Genomic DNA, 20,754 nt, shown 5'->3' on the forward strand with positions numbered 1-20,754 from the left:
AGTCCGAAGATGGTGGGGCTTATCGACGCCCCTTAGCCGAGGCGTCAGCTTTAGCGTTAGTTCAACGTATAATCTAGCGTGATTTCTGCCTTCACTAGCTGTGATACCGGACAGCCAGCCTTAGCTTTCTGGATGATGCCATCAAACTGCTGTTGTTCGATACCGGGCACCACCACCTTACTTTGCAGCGCAATTCGGGTAATGGCAAAGCCACCATCGGTTTTATCAAGCGACACGTCCGCCGAGGTATCAATTGAATCTGCGGTATAACCTGCTTCGCCAAGCATTAATGATAACGCCATCGAAAAACACGCGGCGTGAGCGGCGGCAATCAGTTCTTCCGGATTGGTGCCTTTTGCGCCTTCAAAACGGGTATTAAAGCCGTAAGGTTGCTGGTTAAGCACACCGCTTTCGGTAGAAACCGTGCCTTTCCCGCGTTTAATGTCGCCAGACCAGTGGGCCGAACCGTGCTTGTGAATTGTCATTCTCGTTCTCCTTTTGGCTACCAAAAGGCTAAGTATAGACGACGGATTTGACGGTAACGGGAAGAGAGATAATTCTGCGGGCAGGGTGGGGGTAAAAAAAAGAAGCCCGCTAAGGGGCTTCTTAATTGACGCAACGTCTGGACTTAGCGCTTCAGCGCTTCGCTCAGTTCGTCACGCATGTTAGCCAACATGGATTTCACGACGCGTGGATTACCTGCAACGATGTTGCCGGTCATCATGTAGTTGTGACCGCCGGTGAAGTCGCATACCAGTGCGCCTGCTTCACGAGCAATCAGCTCACCTGCAGCGAAATCCCACGGCTTCAGGCCAATCTCAAAGTAGCCGTCAACGCGTGCTGCGGCAACGTAGGCCAGATCCAGCGCAGCGGAACCGGAGCGACGGAAGTCTGCACATTCGGTAAACATTTTGCCGAGGATCTTCATATAAGCTGGAGCGTGTTGCTTAGCTTTGAATGGGAAGCCGGTAGCGATAATGGTGCCATCGAGATCGCGAGCAATGCTGCCGCGCAGACGGTAGCCGTTAAGCTGTGCGCCCTGACCGCGAGTCGCGGTGAACAGTTCGTTACGCATTGGATCGTAAACTACGGCGACTTCAGTACGGCCTTTGATGCGTACTGCGATAGATACCGCGAAGTGCGGCAGACGTTTGATAAAGTTGGTGGTGCCATCCAGTGGATCGATAACCCATTGAACATCCTGATCTTCGCCAACATGTTCACCGCTTTCTTCGGTGATAATGGTGTGTTGCGGGTAAGATTTGCGGATTGTTTCGATAATAATCGCTTCTGCGGCTTTATCGACGTTAGTCACGAAATCGTTACTGCCTTTCTGGCTCGTTTCAACAGAGTCAGGCGTTTCATAGTGTTTGGCAATTACATTACCCGCCTTGCGCGCTGCGCGCACGGCGATGGTCAGCATCGGATGCATCGGTCTCTCTCACTGGATGTTAAAGAACGGGAAAACGGCGCAGAGTATAGCAGCGAGAACAGAACATGTCTTCGTTTTATGATAATATGGCCGAATAATCTTTAGACGAAGAATGACAATGCTGCAAAATATCCGAATCGTGCTGGTTGAAACTTCTCACACCGGCAACATGGGCTCCGTGGCCCGCGCTATGAAAACCATGGGTTTAACGAATCTGTGGCTGGTTAATCCGCTGGTCAAACCGGACTCGCAGGCTATCGCCCTTGCGGCAGGCGCCAGTGACGTTATCGGTAATGCCCAGATCGTCGACACCCTCGACGAAGCGCTTGCAGGATGTAGTCTGGTTGTTGGCACCAGCGCGCGCTCCCGTACGCTGCCGTGGCCAATGCTAGACCCGCGTGAATGCGGACTGAAAAGTGTTGCTGAAGGCACACATGCGCCAGTGGCGCTGGTGTTTGGCCGTGAGCGTGTTGGCCTGACCAACGACGAACTGCAGAAATGTCATTATCACGTCGCGATTGCCGCGAACCCAGAGTACAGCTCGCTGAATCTGGCGATGGCAGTACAGGTTATTGCGTACGAAGTGCGTATGGCTTGGCTAGCGACGCAAGAAAGCGATGCGCCGGTTGTTGAAGCAGATGAAACACCGTATCCGCTGGTTGATGACCTAGAACGTTTTTACGGACACCTGGAACAGACCCTGTTGTCTACCGGCTTTATTCGTGAAAACCATCCAGGGCAGGTGATGAGCAAGCTGCGCCGCATGTTCACTCGCGCTCGTCCGGAAAGCCAGGAGCTGAACATTCTGCGTGGGATCCTTGCTTCTATTGAGCAGCAGAATAAAGGTAAGTCGTCGCGTTGATGCCGGTTTATCCGGCCTACACATCGCGTGGCCTGTAGGCCGGATAAGCGAAGCGCCATCCGGCAAACCAAGACAGCACGGAACGCCAAATACCTGACTAAATTACTCAAGTAAATAGTTGACTGTTTTAGTCGGGAATGTCAGACTTGGCCCTGCTATGCAATACCCACATTATTATATTAAAAAGCCCGGGCAGGGGCGAGTTTGAGGTTAAGTAAGACATGAGACTGACATCTAAAGGGCGTTACGCCGTGACCGCGATGCTGGACGTTGCACTCAACTCCGAATCGGGCCCGGTACCGTTGGCCGATATTTCTGAACGTCAGGGAATTTCACTCTCCTATCTGGAGCAGCTGTTTTCCCGTCTGCGTAAAAATGGTTTAGTGTCCAGCGTACGCGGACCAGGCGGCGGTTATTTGCTGGGGAAAGAAGCCATCCACATCGCTGTGGGTGAAGTGATCAGCGCAGTCGACGAATCCGTTGACGCAACCCGCTGTCAAGGGAAAGGTGGCTGCCAGGGCGGCGATAAATGTTTAACCCACGCACTGTGGCGCGACCTGAGCGACCGTCTGACCGGTTTCCTGAACAACATCACCTTAGGTGAACTGGTAAACAACCAGGAAGTTCTGGACGTGTCTGACCGCCAGCATACGCATGACACCTCCCGCAATAATCGCGTACAAGACGCAATCGACGTTAAGTTACGTGCATAATCCACCGGTCCTGCGGTGTGCCGTTTAGGTACATCAGGCAGGACAGGTTATAAAAAAAAGATTTCAGAGTCAGGCCGGGACTTAGGTCCCGTCAACACGGTCGTACATCCAGCCGGTTGCCTGATTCCTTGCATTGAGTGATGTACGGAGTTAAAGAGCAATGAAATTACCGATCTATCTCGACTACTCCGCAACCACGCCGGTGGACCCGCGTGTTGCCGAGAAAATGATGCAGTGTCTGACCCTGGACGGAAACTTTGGTAACCCCGCTTCCCGTTCACACCGTTTCGGCTGGCATGCTGAAGAGGCGGTTGATATCGCCCGTAACCAAATTGCCGAGCTGGTGGGTGCTGACCCGCGCGAAATCGTATTTACTTCCGGTGCGACTGAATCCGACAACCTGGCGATTAAAGGTGCTGCTAACTTTTATCAGAAAAAAGGCAAGCACATCATCACCAGCAAAACCGAACACAAAGCTGTGCTGGATACCTGTCGTCAGCTCGAGCGTGAAGGTTTTGAAATCACCTATCTGGCGCCTCAGCGCAACGGTATTATCGACCTGAAAGAACTTGAAGCGGCGATGCGTGATGACACCATCCTCGTTTCTATCATGCACGTGAACAATGAAATCGGCGTGGTTCAGGATATCGCGACTATCGGCGAACTGTGCCGTGCGCGCGGCATCATCTATCACGTTGATGCGACGCAGAGCGTGGGCAAATTGCCTATCGACCTGAGCCAGCTGAAAGTTGACCTGATGTCCTTCTCCGGTCACAAAATCTACGGTCCAAAAGGTATCGGCGCGCTGTATGTTCGTCGTAAACCACGTATCCGTATCGAAGCGCAAATGCACGGTGGCGGTCACGAGCGCGGCATGCGTTCTGGCACTCTGCCTGTCCACCAGATCGTCGGTATGGGTGAAGCTTACCGTATCGCGAAAGAAGAGATGGAAACCGAGATGGCGCGTCTGCGCGGTCTGCGTAACCGTCTGTGGAACGGCGTGAAAGATATGGAAGAGGTATACCTCAATGGTGACCTCGAGCAGGGCGCACCAAACATCTTAAACGTCAGCTTCAACTTTGTTGAAGGTGAGTCGTTGATTATGGCGCTGAAAGACCTGGCGGTTTCCTCCGGTTCTGCCTGTACGTCCGCAAGCCTTGAGCCATCCTACGTGCTTCGTGCACTGGGCATGACCGACGAGCTGGCGCATAGCTCTATTCGTTTCTCTTTAGGTCGCTTTACTACCGAAGAAGAGATTGACTACGCCATCAATCTGGTTCGCAACTCCATTGGCCGTCTGCGCGACCTTTCTCCACTGTGGGAAATGTTCAAGCAGGGCGTGGATCTGAACAGCATTGAATGGTCACATCATTAATCGGTAGATAAGGAGAATTCATCATGGCTTACAGCGAAAAAGTAATTGATCACTACGAGAACCCACGTAACGTCGGTTCTTTCGACAACAGCGACGAGAGCGTCGGCAGCGGCATGGTCGGTGCACCGGCCTGCGGCGACGTGATGAAGTTGCAGATTAAAGTCAACAATGAAGGTATCATTGAAGACGCGCGTTTCAAGACCTACGGCTGCGGTTCCGCCATCGCCTCCAGCTCTCTGGTCACCGAATGGGTGAAAGGGAAATCTCTGGACGAAGCACAGGCGATTAAAAACACCGATATCGCCGATGAACTTGAACTGCCACCGGTGAAAATTCACTGTTCTATTCTGGCAGAAGACGCGATTAAAGCCGCGATTGCGGATTACAAAAGCAAACGTGAAGCAAAATAAATAAAGAGTTGAGGTCATTATGTCGATTTCTTTAAGCGACAGTGCAGCAGAGCGAGTCAATACCTTCTTGTCAAACCGTGGTAAAGGGTTTGGCCTGCGTCTGGGCGTCAGAACGTCTGGTTGTTCGGGTATGGCTTATGTACTGGAATTTGTTGACGAGCCGGCGGCAGAAGACACCGTATTCGAAGACAAAGGCGTGAAGGTTGTCATCGACGGTAAGAGCCTGCAATTTCTTGATGGTACGCAGTTGGACTTCGTAAAAGAAGGTCTGAACGAAGGGTTTAAGTTTACCAACCCTAACGTGAAAGATGAGTGTGGCTGCGGCGAAAGTTTCCACGTTTAGTTTTTAGTCCTACTAACCCCACCGCAGCGACAGCTGTGCGTGGGGTTTGTTTTAAATAGTTAACCCTGAGATCGTCATGGATTACTTCACTCTCTTTGGATTACCAGTCGGTTATCACGTAGACACTCAGGCCCTCGCGGCACGTTTTCAGGATCTGCAGCGTCAAAATCACCCCGACAAATTTGCCAACGCCAGCGACGCCGAACAGCTTGTTGCAGTTCAGCGCTCAGCAAACATCAATCAGGCGTGGCAAACCCTGCGTCATCCGCTGACTCGCGCGGAATACCTGCTCTCTCTGCACGGTTTTGATCTTTCCAGCGAACAGCACACCGTCCGTGATACCGCGTTCCTGATGGAACAACTGGAGCTTCGCGAAGAGCTGGACGAGATTGAACAGGCGAAAGACACCGACCGTCTTGAAAACCTGCTCAAACGCATTAAAACAATGTACACCCAACGCCAACAACAGATGGTGGCGGAATTAGACGCTAAGACGTGGGACGTGGCGGCGGATACCGTACGCAAACTGCGTTTTCTCGATAAACTCCAAAGCAGCGCTGAATTACTCGAAGAAAAGCTGCTCGATTTCTGATTTTGGAAGCTTAACATGGCCTTATTACAAATTAGTGAGCCGGGGCTGAGTGCTGCACCGCACCAGCGCCGTCTGGCGGTGGGCATTGACTTAGGTACCACCAACTCTCTGGTTGCGACCGTGCGAAGCGGCCAAGCTGAGACGCTGCCCGATGATCAGGGCCGTCACCTGCTGCCGTCCGTCGTTCATTATCAAGCACAGGGTCACACCGTCGGCTACGACGCGCGAGCCAACGCCGCGCAGGATCCTGCCAACACCATCAGTTCGGTGAAGCGCATGGTGGGCCGCTCGCTGGCGGACATTCAAACGCGTTATCCGCACCTGCCTTACCAGTTCCAGGCGAGCGAAAATGGCCTGCCAATGCTGGTCACTGAGGCGGGTGTGTTGAACCCTATTCGTGTCTCCGCCGATATCCTCAAAGCGCTTGCCGTGCGGGCAACGCAATCCCTTGCGGGTGAACTCGACGGCGTTGTTATCACCGTTCCGGCCTATTTTGACGACGCTCAGCGCCAGGGCACCAAAGACGCCGCGCGTCTTGCGGGTCTGCACGTGCTGCGTCTGCTCAATGAACCGACCGCGGCGGCAATTGCCTACGGCCTCGACTCTGGTCAGGAAGGCGTGATTGCCGTTTACGATCTGGGCGGCGGCACCTTTGATATCTCCATTTTGCGTCTGAGTCGCGGCGTGTTTGAAGTGCTGGCTACCGGCGGCGATTCTGCGCTGGGCGGTGACGACTTTGACCACCTGTTGGCAGACCATATCCGCGAACAAGCGGGCATTGCCGATCGCAGTGATAACCGTGTACAGCGCGAACTGCTGGACGCCGCCATCGCCGCCAAAATCGCCCTGAGCAATGCTGACAGCGTCACCGTTGAGGTTGCTGGCTGGAAAGGCGAAGTGACCCGCGAACAGTTTAACGATCTCATCTCCGCGCTGGTGAAGCGGACTCTGCTGGCCTGCCGCCGCGCGTTGAAAGACGCGGGTGTAGAAGCCGAAGAGGTGCTGGAAGTGGTGATGGTCGGCGGTTCAACCCGTGTGCCGCTGGTGCGTGAGCGCGTGGGCGAGTTCTTTGGTCGTACGCCACTGACCTCCATCGATCCGGATAAAGTTGTCGCCATTGGCGCGGCGGTGCAGGCCGATATTCTGGTCGGTAATAAACCGGATAGCGAAATGCTGCTGCTTGACGTTATCCCGCTGTCCCTGGGGCTTGAAACCATGGGCGGCCTCGTGGAGAAGGTGATCCCGCGTAATACCACCATTCCAGTGGCGCGTGCACAGGAGTTCACCACCTTTAAAGACGGCCAAACGGCAATGTCTATCCACGTCATGCAGGGTGAACGCGAGCTGGTTCAGGACTGTCGCTCGCTGGCGCGCTTTGCGCTGCGCGGTATTCCGGCATTACCGGCGGGCGGCGCGCATATTCGCGTCACTTTCCAGGTGGATGCTGATGGTCTGCTGAGCGTTACGGCGATGGAAAAATCCACTGGCGTTGAATCCTCAATTCAGGTGAAACCGTCCTACGGGCTGACCGATGGCGAAATCGCCACCATGATTAAAGATTCCATGAGCTACGCCGAGCAAGACGTGAAAGCACGTATGCTGGCAGAGCAGAAAGTGGAAGCGGCGCGCGTGCTGGAAAGCCTGCACGGCGCGCTTGCCGCAGATGCCGCGCTGTTAAGCGCCGCAGAGCGTCAGGACATCGACGCCGCCGCCGCGCAATTGAGCGCAGCAGCTGTGGGCGATGATGCTGACGCCATAGAACAAGCCATTAAAAACGTTGACAAACAAACCCAGGAATTTGCCGCTCGCCGTATGGACCAATCTGTCCGTCAGGCGCTGAAAGGCCAATCCGTGGACGAGGTTTAATATGCCAAAGATTGTAATTTTGCCTCATCAGGACCTGTGTCCGGATGGCGCGGTTCTGGAAGCAAAAAGCGGTGAAACTATTCTCGACGTTGCTCTGCGTAGCGGCATCGAGATTGAACATGCCTGTGAAAAATCCTGTGCATGCACCACCTGCCACTGCATCGTACGCGAGGGTTTTGACTCGCTCGCGGAAAGCACTGAAGACGAAGACGACATGCTGGATAAAGCATGGGGTCTGGAGCCGGATAGTCGCCTGAGCTGTCAGGCTCGCGTGGCGGATGAAGACCTAGTGGTCGAAATTCCGCGTTACACTATTAACCACGCGCGCGAGCACTAACAGGGGATAGTATGGGACTGAAGTGGACTGATAGCCGTGAAATCGGCGAAGCGCTGTACGACACCTTCCCGGATACCGATCCGAAGACCGTACGCTTCACCGATCTGCACCAATGGATTTGCGACCTTGAAGATTTTGATGATGACCCTCAGGCATCAAATGAAAAAATCCTTGAGGCAATTCTGCTAGTCTGGTTGGATGAAGCAGAGTAAGTCACATAACGGGCTGCCAATCGGCGGCCCGTTTGCTAATAAGGATAAAAAAATGACACAAGCCATGAACATTACCCTTTCAACCCAGCCAGCCGATGCGCGTTGGGGTGATAAAGCCACTCACAGTATGAATGATGAAGGCATTGTCCTGCATCTGACCGATCGCGATGACCTGGCGCTGATTCAGCGCGCGGCGCGTAAAATTGACGGCATGGGCATTAAGCATGTTGCATTAAGCGGCGAAGGCTGGGATGTAGAACGCGCTTGGGCTTTCTGGGCCGGTTATAAAGGGCCGAAAGGCACCCGTCAGGTTGAATGGCCTGAACTGGACGATGCAAATCGCCAAGAGCTGGACAATCGTCTGACCTATATCGATTGGGTTCGCGACACCATCAACGCCCCGGCGGAAGAGTTGGGCCCTGAACAGCTGGCGCAGCGCGCCGTTGATCTGCTGTGCGGGGTGGCGTGCGACAACGTCTCTTATCGCATCACCAAGGGCGAAGATCTGCGTGAGCAGAATTACATGGGGCTGCACACTGTGGGCCGCGGTTCTGAGCGTCCACCGGTATTGTTGGCGCTGGACTATAATCCTACCGGTGACAAAAGCGCGCCGGTTTACGCCTGTTTGGTTGGTAAAGGAATCACTTTCGATTCCGGTGGCTACAGCATTAAACAGAGCGCGTTCATGGACTCGATGAAGTCTGATATGGGCGGCGCGGCTACCGTGACAGGCGCACTGGCACTGGCGATTACCCGTGGTCTGAACAAACGCGTGAAGCTGTATCTGTGCTGCGCGGACAACCTGATCAGTGGTAACGCCTTCAAGCTGGGCGACATCATCCACTACCGTAATGGTAAAAACGTGGAAGTGATGAACACCGATGCGGAAGGGCGTTTGGTGCTGGCCGATGGCCTGATTGATGCTAGCGCGCAGAATCCTGAGCTGATTATTGACGCGGCGACGCTGACCGGGGCTGCGAAAACGGCGCTGGGCAACGATTATCACGCGTTGTTCAGCTTTGATGACCAGTTGGCGAATCGTTTGCTGGCAAGTGCACAAGCGGAAAATGAAGCCTTCTGGCGTCTGCCGCTGGCTGAATTCCACCGTCATCAATTGCCGTCTAACTTTGCCGAACTGAACAACACCGGCAGCGCTGCCTATCCGGCAGGCGCAAGCACGGCGGCGGGCTTCCTGTCCCACTTTGTGAAAAATTATCATCAGGGCTGGCTGCATATCGACTGTTCGGCAACCTACCGTAAATCTGGCGTTGAGCAGTGGGCCGCGGGCGCAACCGGGCTGGGCGTGCGGACAATCGCTAATCTGTTGACCGCGTAGGCCGGATAAGCGTAGCGCCATCCGGCAAAATACTGGCGGGGGCGCTTCGCTTGCCCGCCCTACAGTAACCGTTGAATTTGTGGTCTTATGTCTGAAACCAAAAACGAACTAGAAACCCTGCTGGAACAAGCCGCTATCGAGCCTGCTCATCGTCCGGCATTTTTCCGCACTTTACTAGAATCCACCGTCTGGGTTCCCGGTACCGCTGCGGATGATAAGCAGGTTGTTGATGATAGCGCATTGGATTTGCAGCACTGGGAAAAAGACGACGGCACCTCAGTTGTCCCGTTCTTCACCTCGCTTGAAGCGCTGCAACAGGCGGTAAGCACCGAGCAGGCGTTTGTGGTCATGCCGGTGCGTACGCTGTTTGAAATGACGCTGGGCGAGACACTGTTCCTCAACGCCAAACTGCCGACCGGTAAAGAGTTTACGCCTCGTGAAATCAGCCATTTGGTTGGTGAAGAGGGCAACCCGCTGAGCACTCAGGAAGTGTTGGAAGGCGGCAGCGCGCTGCTGCTTTCCGAAGTGGCTGAACCACCGGCACAAATGGTGGAATCGCTGACTACGCTGTTTAAAACTCTGAAAACGGTGAGGCGTGCGTTCTTGTGCTCTATCAAAGAGCATGCGGATGAGCAGCCAAATCTATTAATTGGTATCGAAGCGGAAGGGGATATCGAAGAGATAATTCACGCCGCTGGCAGTGTGGCTACTGACACGCTGCCGGGTGACGAACCGATTGATATTTGCCAGGTTGTAGAAGGTGAGAAGGGGATCAGCCATTTTATGCTGGCCCATATCACGCCATTCTATGAAAAACGCTGGGGCAGCTTCCTGCGTGATTTCAAACAGAACCGGATTATCTGATAAAAGGAAAGCCGCCCCGAAGGGCGGCATCCAGGCTTACTTGCCCTGAGCGTTAAGTGTCACGATAACGGCGTTACCGGCGTCATTCCGGTCGCTGTCTGCGTGAAGCACCCATGCAGCAGAAACAATTAGCACGATACAGAAGTATCGTCTCTTCATTGCGCGGTCCATGCGAAGACCGCATCACGACAGCACCGCTGGCGATAATGCCGCGATAGCAAGTGCTGAGACACGCTTGCATTTACGGCCATGGGACATCCTTTCCCGAAACCAGCGCCCGTTTGCGAGACGGCGGAAAGGGCCGTTAACAATAATACGATAAAGATTGAATAGTTTCTTTAGTTATTAACTTGACTTTAACTCCCGCAAAAAGGAGTATTGGTCCGTTGAGACACGCTTGCGTTGCTTTGGCAACGAAGTTAGCTGGAAAGGCCGCGAACCGGACCAGCACAAAAAAACCGCTGTGATAGGCGGTTTTTTTGTGGGCAAAAACTAAGGAATCAACATTGCCAATTCGCCTAATAACCCGCAGGGCGCAGGCATGAAAATCAGAGTGTGTTTAACGGCAGCCCGTTTTATCCCGTCGCTTCCAGCAGCAATAAATCCATTAATAGCACCAGATTAGACTCGAACGACGTCACCCCCGCGGCTTCGGCGGCAAAGTGCACGGCTTCGTCATAGAGTGCAAAATGCAGGTCGGCTAGACCCGCTAGTGTATTCGCGGATGCTCGGGTGAAGGCGACGACCGTCATGCCGACGTTGCGGGCGATGCGCGCTTTGTCGAGTACCTGTTCGGTCTCACCGCTGCGGGATACCGCAATAAACACCTGATAACGTGCGGCATTGCTGAGAAAAATATTACGGCTATCGCCCGGACCGGAAATGAACGCGGTCTTCCCCAGCACCTGCAGCTTTTTGGTCAGATACTCGGCGAACAGATAAGAAAAACCGGCGCCATAGAGAAAAAAACGCTCCTGTTCGCGCAGCAGGTCGGTGAATTGCTTGCGTTTCTCCTCCGTTGCCCATTGGAAGCTGCGCTGGTAATTGGCCAGGAAGTGGTTAAATAAGACTGAGTTTTCGCCACTTTCGCCACTGTACTGCACGGCAATGTGTGGGGTTTCTGCCAGCAGATTTTTGCAGTGCCAGATAAACTCACTGTAGCCGCTAAAGCCCAGCTTCTGGCAAAGTCGCATGATAGTTGCGGTAGAGACAAAGGTTGCCTGAGCCAACCGGCGAACGGTGATATTGCCCACCAGTAACGGATGCTCCGTCAGATGGGCTAATACCCGGTACTCCGCGCGGGTTAATGTTTCTCCTCGCGCAAGCAGCGGCGTCAGGCGATTGTCCATTACGCAGTGGGCTCAATCGGCAGGTCGGCACGCGCGCCCCATTCACTCCAGGAACCGTCATACAGGGTGACGTCAGGGGCTTCAAGGGTAGCCAGCGCCAGCGCAACTACCGCCGCCGTCACACCTGAACCACAGCTGACGATAATCGGCTGAGACAAATCAACGTCCTGTTTTGCAAAAATCGCCGCCAGTTCATCGGTGGTTCGTAGTTCACCGTCGATGACCAGATCTCCCCAAGGCACGTTTCGCGCACCTGGGATATGACCGCGGCGCAAACCCGGACGAGGTTCATCAACGAGTGCGTTAAAACGCGGGGCAGGACGGGCATCGACGATTTGCGCCGTGCCTTCATGGCTTGCCAACAGGACTTCGGTCAGACGCTTAACGGCTTCGGGGGCGAATGTCGCATCAAACTCTCCGTCACTTGCTTGGGATTCACCCTGTTCAAGTAGCAGATCGTCACGCTGCCAGCCGGCTAACCCACCTGCCAGAATCGACACGCGTAGCGCGCCAAAGGTGCGCAACATCCACCATGCACGCGGTGCGGAGAACAGATTACCTTCGTCGTAGATAACCAGATGCTTATCGCGGCTCACGCCGAGCTCGCGCATGGCGACGGCAAAGGCCTCCGGGCGCGGCATCATATGCGGCAAGGGAGAGGTATGGTCAGAAAGGGCTTCAATATCAAAAAATACCGCGCCCGGCAGATGTCCGGCGCGGTATTCAGCATTCAGGTCGCGGTGTTCTTGCCCCGGTGGCGCCATACGGGCGTCGATGATTTGTACTTCCGGGTCATCAACGTGCTCAGCTAGCCAGTCGGCGGCAACAAAAAACGAAGTGGTCATATTACCCTCCATCAATCAATCATAAAGGGATTGTCGGTGTTTTTCGTCACACCGACAAGCGACCAACGGTTTATTAGCGCATTGCTTCACCATTTTGCCAAGCGCGCTGCAAATGCGGCCAGTATTCCTGATTGGCGGCAATCATCTCATCAAGGATGGCTTTGGCATGCGCCATCGTCGGTACCGTGCGATTAAGCGTGAAAGCCTGCAACGCTTTTTCATAGCTGCCTTCCAACGTGGCTTCAACCAATAACTGCTCTGAAGCCAATTGCTGCATCAGCAGAGTTTGGTAAAACAGCGGCACCTTGCCCATGCGCACCGGCTCCGGGCCGTTAGCAGTGATATAAGCAGGAACCTCGACCATCGCATCATCCGGTAGGTTGGCGATGGCGCCTTGATTTTCCACTATCACCAGATGGCGCTGGCGTAAATCAAAGGCCAGTGAGCAGGCGACGTCGACAATAAAGGCTCCGTGAACGCCGACGTGAAACGCATCGGGCAGAATACCGGTGTTCTGGTATTCAACTGCCGCCGCAAAGAGTTTTTTCTCGCGTCCGTCCATGACTTCATTGGCGCGGGTATAGTTCGGATTTTGATGCTCAACTATCTGGTTTGGCATCAGGTAGTACTGCAAATAGGGATTAGGCAGATATTCCGGGAAGCAGTCCATCATCGGCTGAATATTACGCCAGGTTTTCACCCATGAAGGATCGGCGTGCTGTGGGTCGGTTTGCGCAGCATCTTCGGTCAGCAGCCCAAACTTCGCCACGTGGCGACGCAGCTCAGGCATTTTGTCTTCGCCGTCAACGCGCACTTGGGTAAACCAGCCAAAGTGATTGAGGCCAAAGTAGTCAACGTCCAGCTTGTGCCTATCCACACCGAGGATGGCACCCATATTGCGCATCGCCGCCACCGGCATATCGCAGATATTCAGCACTCGTGCGTTTGGGCGCAGACGGCGGATCCCTTCGGCGACGATAGCTGCCGGATTTGAGTAGTTGACGATCCACGCTTTCGGATCGGCATAACGTTCGACAAAATCGATAAGTTCAGCCATAGGTAAAATGGTGCGCAGGCCATAGGCCAGACCGCCGGGGCCGCAGGTTTCCTGGCCGACAACACCGTGGCGCAGCGGGATCTTTTCATCCTGCTCGCGCATTTTGTACTGGCCGACGCGCATTTGGGCAAATACGAAGTGTGCGCCGCTAAACGCGGTCTCCGGGCAGGTGGTGACGGTAAATTTGATGCTCTGGCTATGGTCGCGAATCACCTTTTCCACCACTGGCGCAATGGTATTTTGCCGCGCTTCATCAATGTCATAGAGGCGAATTTCCGCCAGCGGGAAGTCGGCAAGGCGCACCATCAGGCTCTTGACGATACCCGGCGTATAGGTGCTTCCGCCGCCAGCGATAGCCAGAATGAATGGGGATTTCAACATGTTATCATCTCCTTTTAGAGAACCGCTTCCACGGCTTCTCGCATTTTTTTGACATGCAGCCCGTAGACCACCTGAACGTTATTACCCTGCTTGATGATGCCTTTGGCACCGGTCGCTTTAAGCTGTGGTTCGTTAATCTGCGCCACGTCCTTCACGGTGACGCGCAGACGGGTGTAGCAGTTGTCCACCACCTCAATGTTGCTGCGTCCGCCCAGCCCTTCAATAATGCTGGCTCCCAGCCCATCGTTATTGCCCTTTGCTTGATACTCCTGCTTGCTAAAGAGCTTGGTCTGCTGATCATCGTCTTCACGCCCCGGCGTTTTCATGTCAAAGCGCAGGATCAAGAAGCGGAAGATAACGAAGTACAGCGCGAACATGATGAGTCCGACCACGATGTACATCGGCCAGTTGGATTTGGCGGTGCCCAACGGCAGGTTGTAGAGAATGAAGTCGATGATGCCGTTCGCGCCGATGGCGTGGACGTCGAATATAGAAAACAGCATCATGCCGATGCCGGTCAGCACCGCGTGCACGACAAATAGCAGTGGAGCGACAAACAGGAATGAGAACTCGATAGGTTCGGTGACGCCAACCAGCATGGACGTCAGCGCCGCTGGAATCAAAATGGCTTTCGCTGCGGCTTTACGCTCCGGTTTCGCCGTCATGTACATGGCCAGTGCGGCAGCCGGAAGGCCGAACATTTTGCTGATACCGCGCGCGTCCCATACCACGGTGCTGCTTAGCTGCGTGACATTGTGGCAGGCCATTTCGGCGAAATAGATATTGCGGGCGCCTTGATACAGCGTGCCGCACACTTCCTGCGAACCGCCAAGTTCGGTGTATAAGAACGGGGTATAGACCAAATGATGCAGCCCAGTTGGCACGAGAATGCGTTCCAGAAAACCGTAAATGGCGACGCCAAACGAGCCTGAGTCTTTAATCACTAGCGCCAATGTACTGATACCGCGCTGTGCCCACGGCCACAGTTCACTCATCACCACGCCGAGCGTAATGGCTACCGGCAGAATGATAATGGTGACAAAACAGTGACCGGAGTAAATCGCCATTGCCCCCGAAAACTGCACCCCGGAATAGCGGTTGTACAGATAGCCGGTGAGCGCGCCGGTTAAGATCCCCGCGAAAACGCCCATCTCCAGCACCTGTACCCCCAGCACCATACTTTGCCCTGCGGTGCGCATTTGGTCGGCTGGAGCCAGTTCGCCCTGCAACTGGAGAGTGACGTTCATGGCGTTGATAAACACGATAAAGGTCACCAGCCCCAGAAGTGCGGCATAGCCTTTGTCGCGCGCGGCAAGGCCGATGGGAATACCGACGGCGAAAATCATCGCGAGGTTGACCAGCAGCGATACCGCCGATTTAGCAATTAGCTGGCCCAGGTTTTGTACTGCGGGATAGCCCAATATATGAATGTATTCGGCTAGGCTGCCGTTACCCAGCACGTTACCGAAAGCGATAAACAAACCCACGATGGGCAGAATCAGCACCGGGCCATAGAGGGATTTACCAAAATTTTGTAGGGCGTTGACGGCTCTTTTCATTCTGATCTCCAATTTTTGAACCGCGTAGATAAGGTAAAACGACCCGCAGAAGGTAACAGCAGTATGGTGAAGTAATCTAGCTATCTTGTTGTTTTAAAAACAAAGTACGCATAACGTTACATGTGACGTTGCGCGTTGTGATCGCCGTAACATGTAGAGTGGGGCTGAGGATAAAAGCTTTTTTGAGAGTCCGTACGCTACTGGCGATTTGCAATCTTGGGCATAATACTGTGTTGACGACACAATCAGACTTCACCAGTCAGAGGTTACAGGATGAAACCCTTTCGTTTGGCCACGCTAGCCCTCGCGCTGACAATGACGTTTACGTTGGCGGGATGCGACAATAGCAGTGACGATAAGCCCGCTGTATCTGCAACATCGACCCAAAAAGACGGCTCCACGCCGCAGCGCGATGCCGCCGAGTTAGAAAAGCTCGCCCAGCAAAGTCTCGGTAAAACACTCTCATTGCTCGATGCTTCTGAAGTCCAGTTGGACGGTGCCGCGACGCTGGTGCTGACTTTCTCTATTCCGCTTAATCCCGAACAGGATTTCAGCAAAAGTGTGCATGTGGTGGATAAAAAGAGCGGCAAGGTTGATGGTGCCTGGGAGTTGTCGCCAAATCTGAAAGAGCTGCGTCTGCGTCATCTTGAACCAAAGCGTGACCTTATTGTGACGGTCGATCCGCAGCTTGCTGCGCTGAATAAAGCCACCTTTGGCACCAGCGTTGAAAAAACGCTGACCACTCGCGATATTGCGCCGAGCGTAGGTTTTGCTAGTCGGGGCTCGCTGCTGCCGGGCAAAGTGATCGAAGGGCTCCCGGTGATGGCACTGAACGTGCCGCATGTCGACGTGAACTTTTTCCGCGTCAAACCTGAAGCACTGGCGGCGTTGGTCAGCCAGTGGGAATACCGCAGTTCGCTGAGCAACTGGGAATCTGATGAATTGCTAAAAATGGCGGACCTGGTTTATACCGGACGCTTCGATCTCAACCCAGCCCGCAATACCCGAGAAAAACTGCTGCTGCCGCTTAAGGATATTGCGCCTTTGCAACAGTCTGGCGTTTATATTGCGGTGATGAACCCGGCGGGGCAGTACAGCTATAGCAATGCGGCTACGCTGTTTACCCTCAGCGATGTTGGCGTCTCGCTTCATCGTTATCACGACCAGATGGATGTGTTCACCCAGAGCCTAGAAAACGGCGCGGCCCAGTCGGCGGTTGAGCTAACCCTATTGAACGATAAAGGACAAACCCTGGTGCAGGCGACCACCGATGCGAAGGGTCATGCCAGCCTGAAAACCGACAAAGAAGCGGCGCTGTTGTTAGCGCGTAAAGAGGGGCAAACTACGCTTCTCGATCTGAAACAGCCGGCGTTGGATTTGGCGGAATTCGATATCGCAGGCGCGCCGGGTTACCGCAAACAGTTCTTTATGTTTGGCCCGCGCGATCTCTATCGTCCCGGCGAAACGGTTATCCTAAACGGCCTGCTGCGCGACGGCGATGGTAAACCGCTGCCAGACCAGCCGGTTAAACTTGAGATTGTGAAACCGGATGGCACGGTCATCCGAAGCGTGGTCAGCCAGGCCGTAAACGGTCTGTATCAACTGACCTGGGCGCTGGATAGCGGTGCCGAGACAGGCATGTGGCACGTTCGCGCCAACACCGGCGATAACCAGTCCCAGGAATGGGATTTCCATGTTGAAGATTTTATGCCAGAGCGCATGGCGCTGAATCTGACGCCGCAGACGACGCCGCTGGCGCCGGCTGATGACGTGAAATTTGGCGTTACCGGCTACTATCTCTACGGCGCACCGGCTAACGGAAACAGTCTGCAGGGCAAGCTGTTCTTACGCCCGTTGCGCGACGCCGTCGCCTCGCTGCCGGGCTTCCAGTTTGGTGATATCGCCGAGGAAAATACCGCCCGCAGTCTCGATGAAATGAACCTGACGCTCGATGATAAAGGACGTGGAGAGGTGACGACTGCCAGCCAATGGCAGGAAACACATTCGCCGTTACAGGTCATTCTTCAGGCCAGCCTGCTCGAATCAGGCGGTCGTCCGGTTACCCGCCGCGCCACCCAGGCTATTTGGCCTGCTGCTGAGCTGCCGGGGATCCGTCCGCAGTTCGCCAGCAAGGCGGTGTACGACTATCGCACCGACACCACCGTTAACCAGCCGATCGTTGAGGAAAATTCTCAGGCTGCGTTCGACATTGTTTACAGCAACGTTCTGGGTGACAAAAAAGCGGTTTCCGGCCTACAGGTCCGATTGATTCGCGAACGTCGCGACTACTACTGGAACTGGTCGGAAAGCGATGGCTGGCAGTCCCGATTTGATCAAAAAGATCTGGTGGAAGGCGAAGAGTCGCTGGATCTCAAGGTGGATGAAACCGGCAAAGTGAGCTTCCCGGTGGAATGGGGCGCGTACCGTCTGGAGGTCAAAGCGCCGAACGATGCGGTCAGCAGCGTACGTTTCTGGGCCGGTTACAGTTGGCAGGATAATAGCGATGGTAGCGGTGCCGCACGGCCGGACCGCGTCACCCTGAAGCTGGATAAACCGAACTATCAGCCTGGCGACACCATTAAGTTGCACGTTGCCGCACCGGCGGCGGGCAAAGGCTATGCGATGGTTGAGTCAAGTGACGGGCCGCTGTGGTGGCAGGAAATTGATGTTCCGGCGCAGGGGCTGGATCTCTCTATCCCGGTGGATAAAAGCTGGAATCGACACGATCTCTACCTGAGTACGCTGGTGGTTCGCCCGGGCGATAAATCGCGCTCGGCTACACCAAAACGGGCGGTGGGGGTGCTCCATCTGCCGCTGGGCGATGAACAGCGCCGACTGAACGTCGCGCTGGATGCGCCGCAAAAAATGCGTCCGAATCAGCCCCTGACCGTCAAAGTGAAGGTCAATCGCAAAGAAGGGGCGGCACCAAAACAGGTTAACGTTCTGCTGTCGGCGGTGGATAGCGGGGTGCTCAATATCACCGATTATACGACGCCAGATCCATGGGAAGCCTTCTTCGGCCAGAAACGCTACGGTGCCGATATTTACGATATTTATGGCCAAGTGATTGAAGGGCAGGGACGTCTTGCCAGCCTACGTTTTGGCGGTGATGGCGATGAGCTTAATCGCGGCGGCAAGCCGCCGGTCAATCACGTCACCATTATCGCCCAGCAGGCACAGCCGGTGCAGTTGGATGATAACGGCGAAGGGACAATCACAATGCCTATCGGCGATTTCAACGGTGAACTGCGGGTAATGGCGCAGGCGTGGACGACGGAAGATTTCGGCAGCAGTGAAGACAAAGTGGTGGTCGCCGCGCCGGTGGTGGCGGAACTGAACATGCCACGCTTTATGGCCGGTGGCGACAGCGCCCGTCTGACGCTGGATGTTACAAACCTCACCGATCAGCCGCAAACCCTGAACGTGCAGATTGCATCCAGCGGCCTGCTGCAGCTGAAAAGCGCGCAGCCGGAACCACTAAAACTGGAACCCGGCATGCGCAGCACGCTATTTGTGCCGGTGAGCGCGGGTGAAGGCTTTGGCGATGGCGAGATTAACGTCACCGTTTCCGGCGTGAACCTGCCGGGTGAAACGCTGGCTGATTTGCACAAGCAGTGGAAAATTGGCGTGCGTCCTGCGTTCCCTGCGCAAACGGTGAATAACGGCGCGGTGCTGAAACCGGGTGAGAGCTGGAGCGTTCCGCCAAATCAGAATGCCGCCTTCTCGCCGGCGACGCTGCAGGGGCAACTGCTTCTGAGCGGCAAGCCACCGCTGAATTTGGCGCGCTATATCCGCGAGCTGAAGGCCTATCCCTACGGCTGTCTGGAACAGACCGCCAGTGGACTCTTCCCACAGCTTTATACCAATGCCGCACAGCTTAAAACGCTGGGCATTGCCGGTGATACCGATGACAAACGCCGGGCAGCGATTGATGTCGGCATTTCGCGTTTGCTGCAAATGCAGAAAGATAACGGCGGTTTTGGCCTATGGGATAAAGACGGCCCGGAAGAATACTGGTTGACCGCCTACGTCATGGACTTCCTGGTACGGGCGAGCGAGCAGGGCTACAGCGTTCCGGCTGCGGCGATCAATAACGGCAACAACCGGATGCTGCGCTATTTGCAGGAGCCGGGGCTGATGAGTGTGCGCTACACCGATGACACCGCGGCCAGCCGTTTTGCGATTCAGTCATACGCAGGCCTTGTATTAGCACGTCAGCAAAAGGCGCCGCTTGGCGCGCTGCGCGAGCTGTGGGAACGTCGCGAGCAGGCGCGTTCTGGCCTGCCACTGATGCAATTGGGGATTGCCTTTAAAGCGATGGGGGATGCGCCGCGCAGTCAGCAGGCGATACAGCTGGCGCTGGCCGCCAAACGCATCGATTCGTCACGCTGGCTGGCAGACTACGGTAGTAACCTGCGTGATAATGCGCTGATGCTCTCCCTGCTGGAGGAAAACTCACTGCTGCCGGATGCGCAAAACACGCTGCTGCAAACGCTGTCTGAAGAGGCGTTTGGCGAACGCTGGCTGTCAACGCAGGAAAATAATGCACTGTTCCTCGCGGCTAAAGGGTTGGCGAGCCTGCCGGGCAATTGGCAGGCGCAGACGACGCTTGAAGGCCAGCCGTTGCAGGGCGACAAAGCGCTGACGCGCAATCTTGACGGTGAGCAACTTTCAACGCTGCAGGTGACCAATACCGGTGAACAGTCGCTATGGCTGCGTCTCGACAGCACCGGTTATCCGAACAGTGCGCCGGCGGCAACAAGCCAAGTCCTGCAGATTGAACGTCAGTTCTTTGGCACCGATGGGCAAAGCAAATCACTGGCTTTCCTGCATAGCGGCGATCTGGTGCTGGTGAAGTTGGATGTAAAAGCCAGTCAGAATGTGCCGGACGCGCTGGTGGTCGATATGCTGCCAGCCGGTCTGGAGCTGGAGAATCAAAACCTCGCTAATAGCAGCGCCAATTTGCAGGAAAACGGCACTGCGGTACAGGAATGGCTTAACCAAATGCAGCAGGCAGATATTCAGCATATGGAATTCCGCGATGACCGTTTCGTCGCTGCGGTGGCGGTGAATGCCAACCAGCCGGTGACGCTGGTATATCTGGCGCGCGCGGTAACGCCAGGCACTTATCATGTGCCGCCGTCGCAGGTTGAGTCGATGTATGTCCCTAGCTGGCGTGCAACGGGTGCGGCTGATGATATGTTGATCGTCGTACCATAGG

At 54.9% G+C, this 20,754-nt stretch carries 19 protein-coding genes; 12 read left to right on the top strand and 7 right to left on the bottom strand.

The annotated features are described in order from the left end of the window. Positions 1-56: 56 nt before the first annotated feature. Both AB4K05_RS18125 and suhB read right to left on the bottom strand, forming a co-directional pair. Positions 57-485: an OsmC family protein gene (locus tag AB4K05_RS18125; RefSeq protein ID WP_368481327.1), complete on the bottom strand. Its 429-nt coding sequence runs from the start codon at positions 483-485 to the stop codon at positions 57-59. Between the two features lie 143 nt (positions 486-628). Continuing rightward, positions 629-1,432, bottom strand: a complete 804-nt coding sequence (gene suhB / locus AB4K05_RS18130; protein WP_368481328.1) for an inositol-1-monophosphatase — start codon at positions 1,430-1,432, stop codon at positions 629-631. 118 nt (positions 1,433-1,550) lie between these two features. Here suhB and trmJ point away from each other — a divergent pair, with 118 nt between their 5' ends. From trmJ to sseB, 11 genes are all read left to right on the top strand, one after another. Beyond that, positions 1,551-2,294, top strand: a complete 744-nt coding sequence (gene trmJ, locus AB4K05_RS18135; protein WP_368481329.1) for a tRNA (cytosine(32)/uridine(32)-2'-O)-methyltransferase TrmJ — start codon at positions 1,551-1,553, stop codon at positions 2,292-2,294. Positions 2,295-2,515: 221 nt separating this feature from the next. Continuing rightward, entirely contained in the window at positions 2,516-3,007 is a 492-nt protein-coding gene (gene iscR / locus AB4K05_RS18140; RefSeq protein ID WP_368481330.1) for a Fe-S cluster assembly transcriptional regulator IscR, read from the top strand. A gap of 160 nt (positions 3,008-3,167) precedes the next feature. After that, entirely contained in the window at positions 3,168-4,382 is a 1,215-nt protein-coding gene (gene iscS, locus AB4K05_RS18145) for a cysteine desulfurase (protein WP_368481331.1), read from the top strand. A gap of 23 nt (positions 4,383-4,405) precedes the next feature. Then, a complete protein-coding gene (gene iscU, locus AB4K05_RS18150) occupies positions 4,406-4,792 on the top strand; it encodes a Fe-S cluster assembly scaffold IscU (protein WP_005120408.1) in 387 nt (128 codons plus the stop codon). Positions 4,793-4,811: 19 nt separating this feature from the next. Beyond that, the gene (gene iscA / locus AB4K05_RS18155; RefSeq protein ID WP_234502402.1) at positions 4,812-5,135 is read left to right on the top strand and encodes an iron-sulfur cluster assembly protein IscA; all 324 of its coding nucleotides are present in this window, start codon (positions 4,812-4,814) and stop codon (positions 5,133-5,135) included. Between the two features lie 76 nt (positions 5,136-5,211). Continuing rightward, positions 5,212-5,727 carry a co-chaperone HscB gene (gene hscB, locus AB4K05_RS18160; protein WP_368481332.1) on the top strand — a complete coding sequence of 172 codons (516 nt, stop codon included), beginning with the start codon at positions 5,212-5,214 and terminating at the stop codon, positions 5,725-5,727. Positions 5,728-5,742: 15 nt separating this feature from the next. After that, positions 5,743-7,593 (top strand): Fe-S protein assembly chaperone HscA, encoded by a 1,851-nt coding sequence (hscA, locus tag AB4K05_RS18165; protein WP_368481333.1) that lies wholly within the window; start codon positions 5,743-5,745, stop codon positions 7,591-7,593. 1 nt (position 7,594) lies between these two features. Beyond that, positions 7,595-7,930, top strand: coding sequence for an ISC system 2Fe-2S type ferredoxin (gene fdx, locus AB4K05_RS18170; RefSeq protein ID WP_368481334.1), 336 nt, complete (start codon positions 7,595-7,597; stop codon positions 7,928-7,930). Positions 7,931-7,941: 11 nt separating this feature from the next. Beyond that, positions 7,942-8,142, top strand: coding sequence for a Fe-S cluster assembly protein IscX (gene iscX / locus AB4K05_RS18175; RefSeq protein ID WP_015963428.1), 201 nt, complete (start codon positions 7,942-7,944; stop codon positions 8,140-8,142). Positions 8,143-8,194: 52 nt separating this feature from the next. Next, positions 8,195-9,478 (top strand): aminopeptidase PepB, encoded by a 1,284-nt coding sequence (gene pepB / locus AB4K05_RS18180; protein ID WP_368481335.1) that lies wholly within the window; start codon positions 8,195-8,197, stop codon positions 9,476-9,478. 87 nt (positions 9,479-9,565) lie between these two features. Further along, the gene (gene sseB, locus AB4K05_RS18185; protein ID WP_368481336.1) at positions 9,566-10,342 is read left to right on the top strand and encodes an enhanced serine sensitivity protein SseB; all 777 of its coding nucleotides are present in this window, start codon (positions 9,566-9,568) and stop codon (positions 10,340-10,342) included. A gap of 36 nt (positions 10,343-10,378) precedes the next feature. Here the strand turns inward: sseB and timP are convergent, their stop codons facing one another. The 5 genes from timP to AB4K05_RS18210 all read right to left on the bottom strand — a co-directional run bounded on the left by timP (position 10,379) and on the right by AB4K05_RS18210 (position 15,533). After that, complete coding sequence (timP, locus tag AB4K05_RS18190; RefSeq protein WP_368481337.1) at positions 10,379-10,501, bottom strand: small toxic inner membrane protein TimP; 123 nt, start codon at positions 10,499-10,501, stop codon at positions 10,379-10,381. A 416-nt stretch (positions 10,502-10,917) separates the two neighbouring features. Next, positions 10,918-11,691, bottom strand: coding sequence for a MurR/RpiR family transcriptional regulator (locus tag AB4K05_RS18195; RefSeq protein ID WP_368481338.1), 774 nt, complete (start codon positions 11,689-11,691; stop codon positions 10,918-10,920). Further along, positions 11,691-12,536: a 3-mercaptopyruvate sulfurtransferase gene (gene sseA / locus AB4K05_RS18200; RefSeq protein WP_368481339.1), complete on the bottom strand. Its 846-nt coding sequence runs from the start codon at positions 12,534-12,536 to the stop codon at positions 11,691-11,693. Before sseA ends, AB4K05_RS18195 begins: the two co-directional genes overlap by 1 nt. Positions 12,537-12,609: 73 nt before the next feature. Continuing rightward, positions 12,610-13,974 (bottom strand): 6-phospho-alpha-glucosidase, encoded by a 1,365-nt coding sequence (locus AB4K05_RS18205; RefSeq protein ID WP_368481340.1) that lies wholly within the window; start codon positions 13,972-13,974, stop codon positions 12,610-12,612. Between the two features lie 14 nt (positions 13,975-13,988). Beyond that, positions 13,989-15,533, bottom strand: a complete 1,545-nt coding sequence (locus AB4K05_RS18210) for a PTS transporter subunit EIIC (RefSeq protein WP_368481341.1) — start codon at positions 15,531-15,533, stop codon at positions 13,989-13,991. Positions 15,534-15,806: 273 nt separating this feature from the next. Here AB4K05_RS18210 and AB4K05_RS18215 point away from each other — a divergent pair, with 273 nt between their 5' ends. Beyond that, the gene (locus tag AB4K05_RS18215) at positions 15,807-20,753 is read left to right on the top strand and encodes an alpha-2-macroglobulin (protein WP_368481342.1); all 4,947 of its coding nucleotides are present in this window, start codon (positions 15,807-15,809) and stop codon (positions 20,751-20,753) included. Position 20,754: the final 1 nt, after the last annotated feature.

Origin of the sequence: Kluyvera sp. STS39-E, from assembly GCF_040932435.1 — a bacterium.
Lineage (GTDB): Bacteria > Pseudomonadota > Gammaproteobacteria > Enterobacterales > Enterobacteriaceae > Kluyvera.

What these genes read in the sequence shown, in the direction of transcription:
- AB4K05_RS18125 (WP_368481327.1), bottom strand. Translation starts at nt 485, where the DNA reads ATGACAATTCACAAGCACGGTTCGGCCCACTGGTCTGGCGACATTAAA.
- suhB (WP_368481328.1), bottom strand. Translation starts at nt 1,432, where the DNA reads ATGCATCCGATGCTGACCATCGCCGTGCGCGCAGCGCGCAAGGCGGGT.
- trmJ (WP_368481329.1), top strand. Translation starts at nt 1,551, where the DNA reads ATGCTGCAAAATATCCGAATCGTGCTGGTTGAAACTTCTCACACCGGC.
- iscR (WP_368481330.1), top strand. Translation starts at nt 2,516, where the DNA reads ATGAGACTGACATCTAAAGGGCGTTACGCCGTGACCGCGATGCTGGAC.
- iscS (WP_368481331.1), top strand. Translation starts at nt 3,168, where the DNA reads ATGAAATTACCGATCTATCTCGACTACTCCGCAACCACGCCGGTGGAC.
- iscU (WP_005120408.1), top strand. Translation starts at nt 4,406, where the DNA reads ATGGCTTACAGCGAAAAAGTAATTGATCACTACGAGAACCCACGTAAC.
- iscA (WP_234502402.1), top strand. Translation starts at nt 4,812, where the DNA reads ATGTCGATTTCTTTAAGCGACAGTGCAGCAGAGCGAGTCAATACCTTC.
- hscB (WP_368481332.1), top strand. Translation starts at nt 5,212, where the DNA reads ATGGATTACTTCACTCTCTTTGGATTACCAGTCGGTTATCACGTAGAC.
- hscA (WP_368481333.1), top strand. Translation starts at nt 5,743, where the DNA reads ATGGCCTTATTACAAATTAGTGAGCCGGGGCTGAGTGCTGCACCGCAC.
- fdx (WP_368481334.1), top strand. Translation starts at nt 7,595, where the DNA reads ATGCCAAAGATTGTAATTTTGCCTCATCAGGACCTGTGTCCGGATGGC.
- iscX (WP_015963428.1), top strand. Translation starts at nt 7,942, where the DNA reads ATGGGACTGAAGTGGACTGATAGCCGTGAAATCGGCGAAGCGCTGTAC.
- pepB (WP_368481335.1), top strand. Translation starts at nt 8,195, where the DNA reads ATGACACAAGCCATGAACATTACCCTTTCAACCCAGCCAGCCGATGCG.
- sseB (WP_368481336.1), top strand. Translation starts at nt 9,566, where the DNA reads ATGTCTGAAACCAAAAACGAACTAGAAACCCTGCTGGAACAAGCCGCT.
- timP (WP_368481337.1), bottom strand. Translation starts at nt 10,501, where the DNA reads ATGAAGAGACGATACTTCTGTATCGTGCTAATTGTTTCTGCTGCATGG.
- AB4K05_RS18195 (WP_368481338.1), bottom strand. Translation starts at nt 11,691, where the DNA reads ATGGACAATCGCCTGACGCCGCTGCTTGCGCGAGGAGAAACATTAACC.
- sseA (WP_368481339.1), bottom strand. Translation starts at nt 12,536, where the DNA reads ATGACCACTTCGTTTTTTGTTGCCGCCGACTGGCTAGCTGAGCACGTT.
- AB4K05_RS18205 (WP_368481340.1), bottom strand. Translation starts at nt 13,974, where the DNA reads ATGTTGAAATCCCCATTCATTCTGGCTATCGCTGGCGGCGGAAGCACC.
- AB4K05_RS18210 (WP_368481341.1), bottom strand. Translation starts at nt 15,533, where the DNA reads ATGAAAAGAGCCGTCAACGCCCTACAAAATTTTGGTAAATCCCTCTAT.
- AB4K05_RS18215 (WP_368481342.1), top strand. Translation starts at nt 15,807, where the DNA reads ATGAAACCCTTTCGTTTGGCCACGCTAGCCCTCGCGCTGACAATGACG.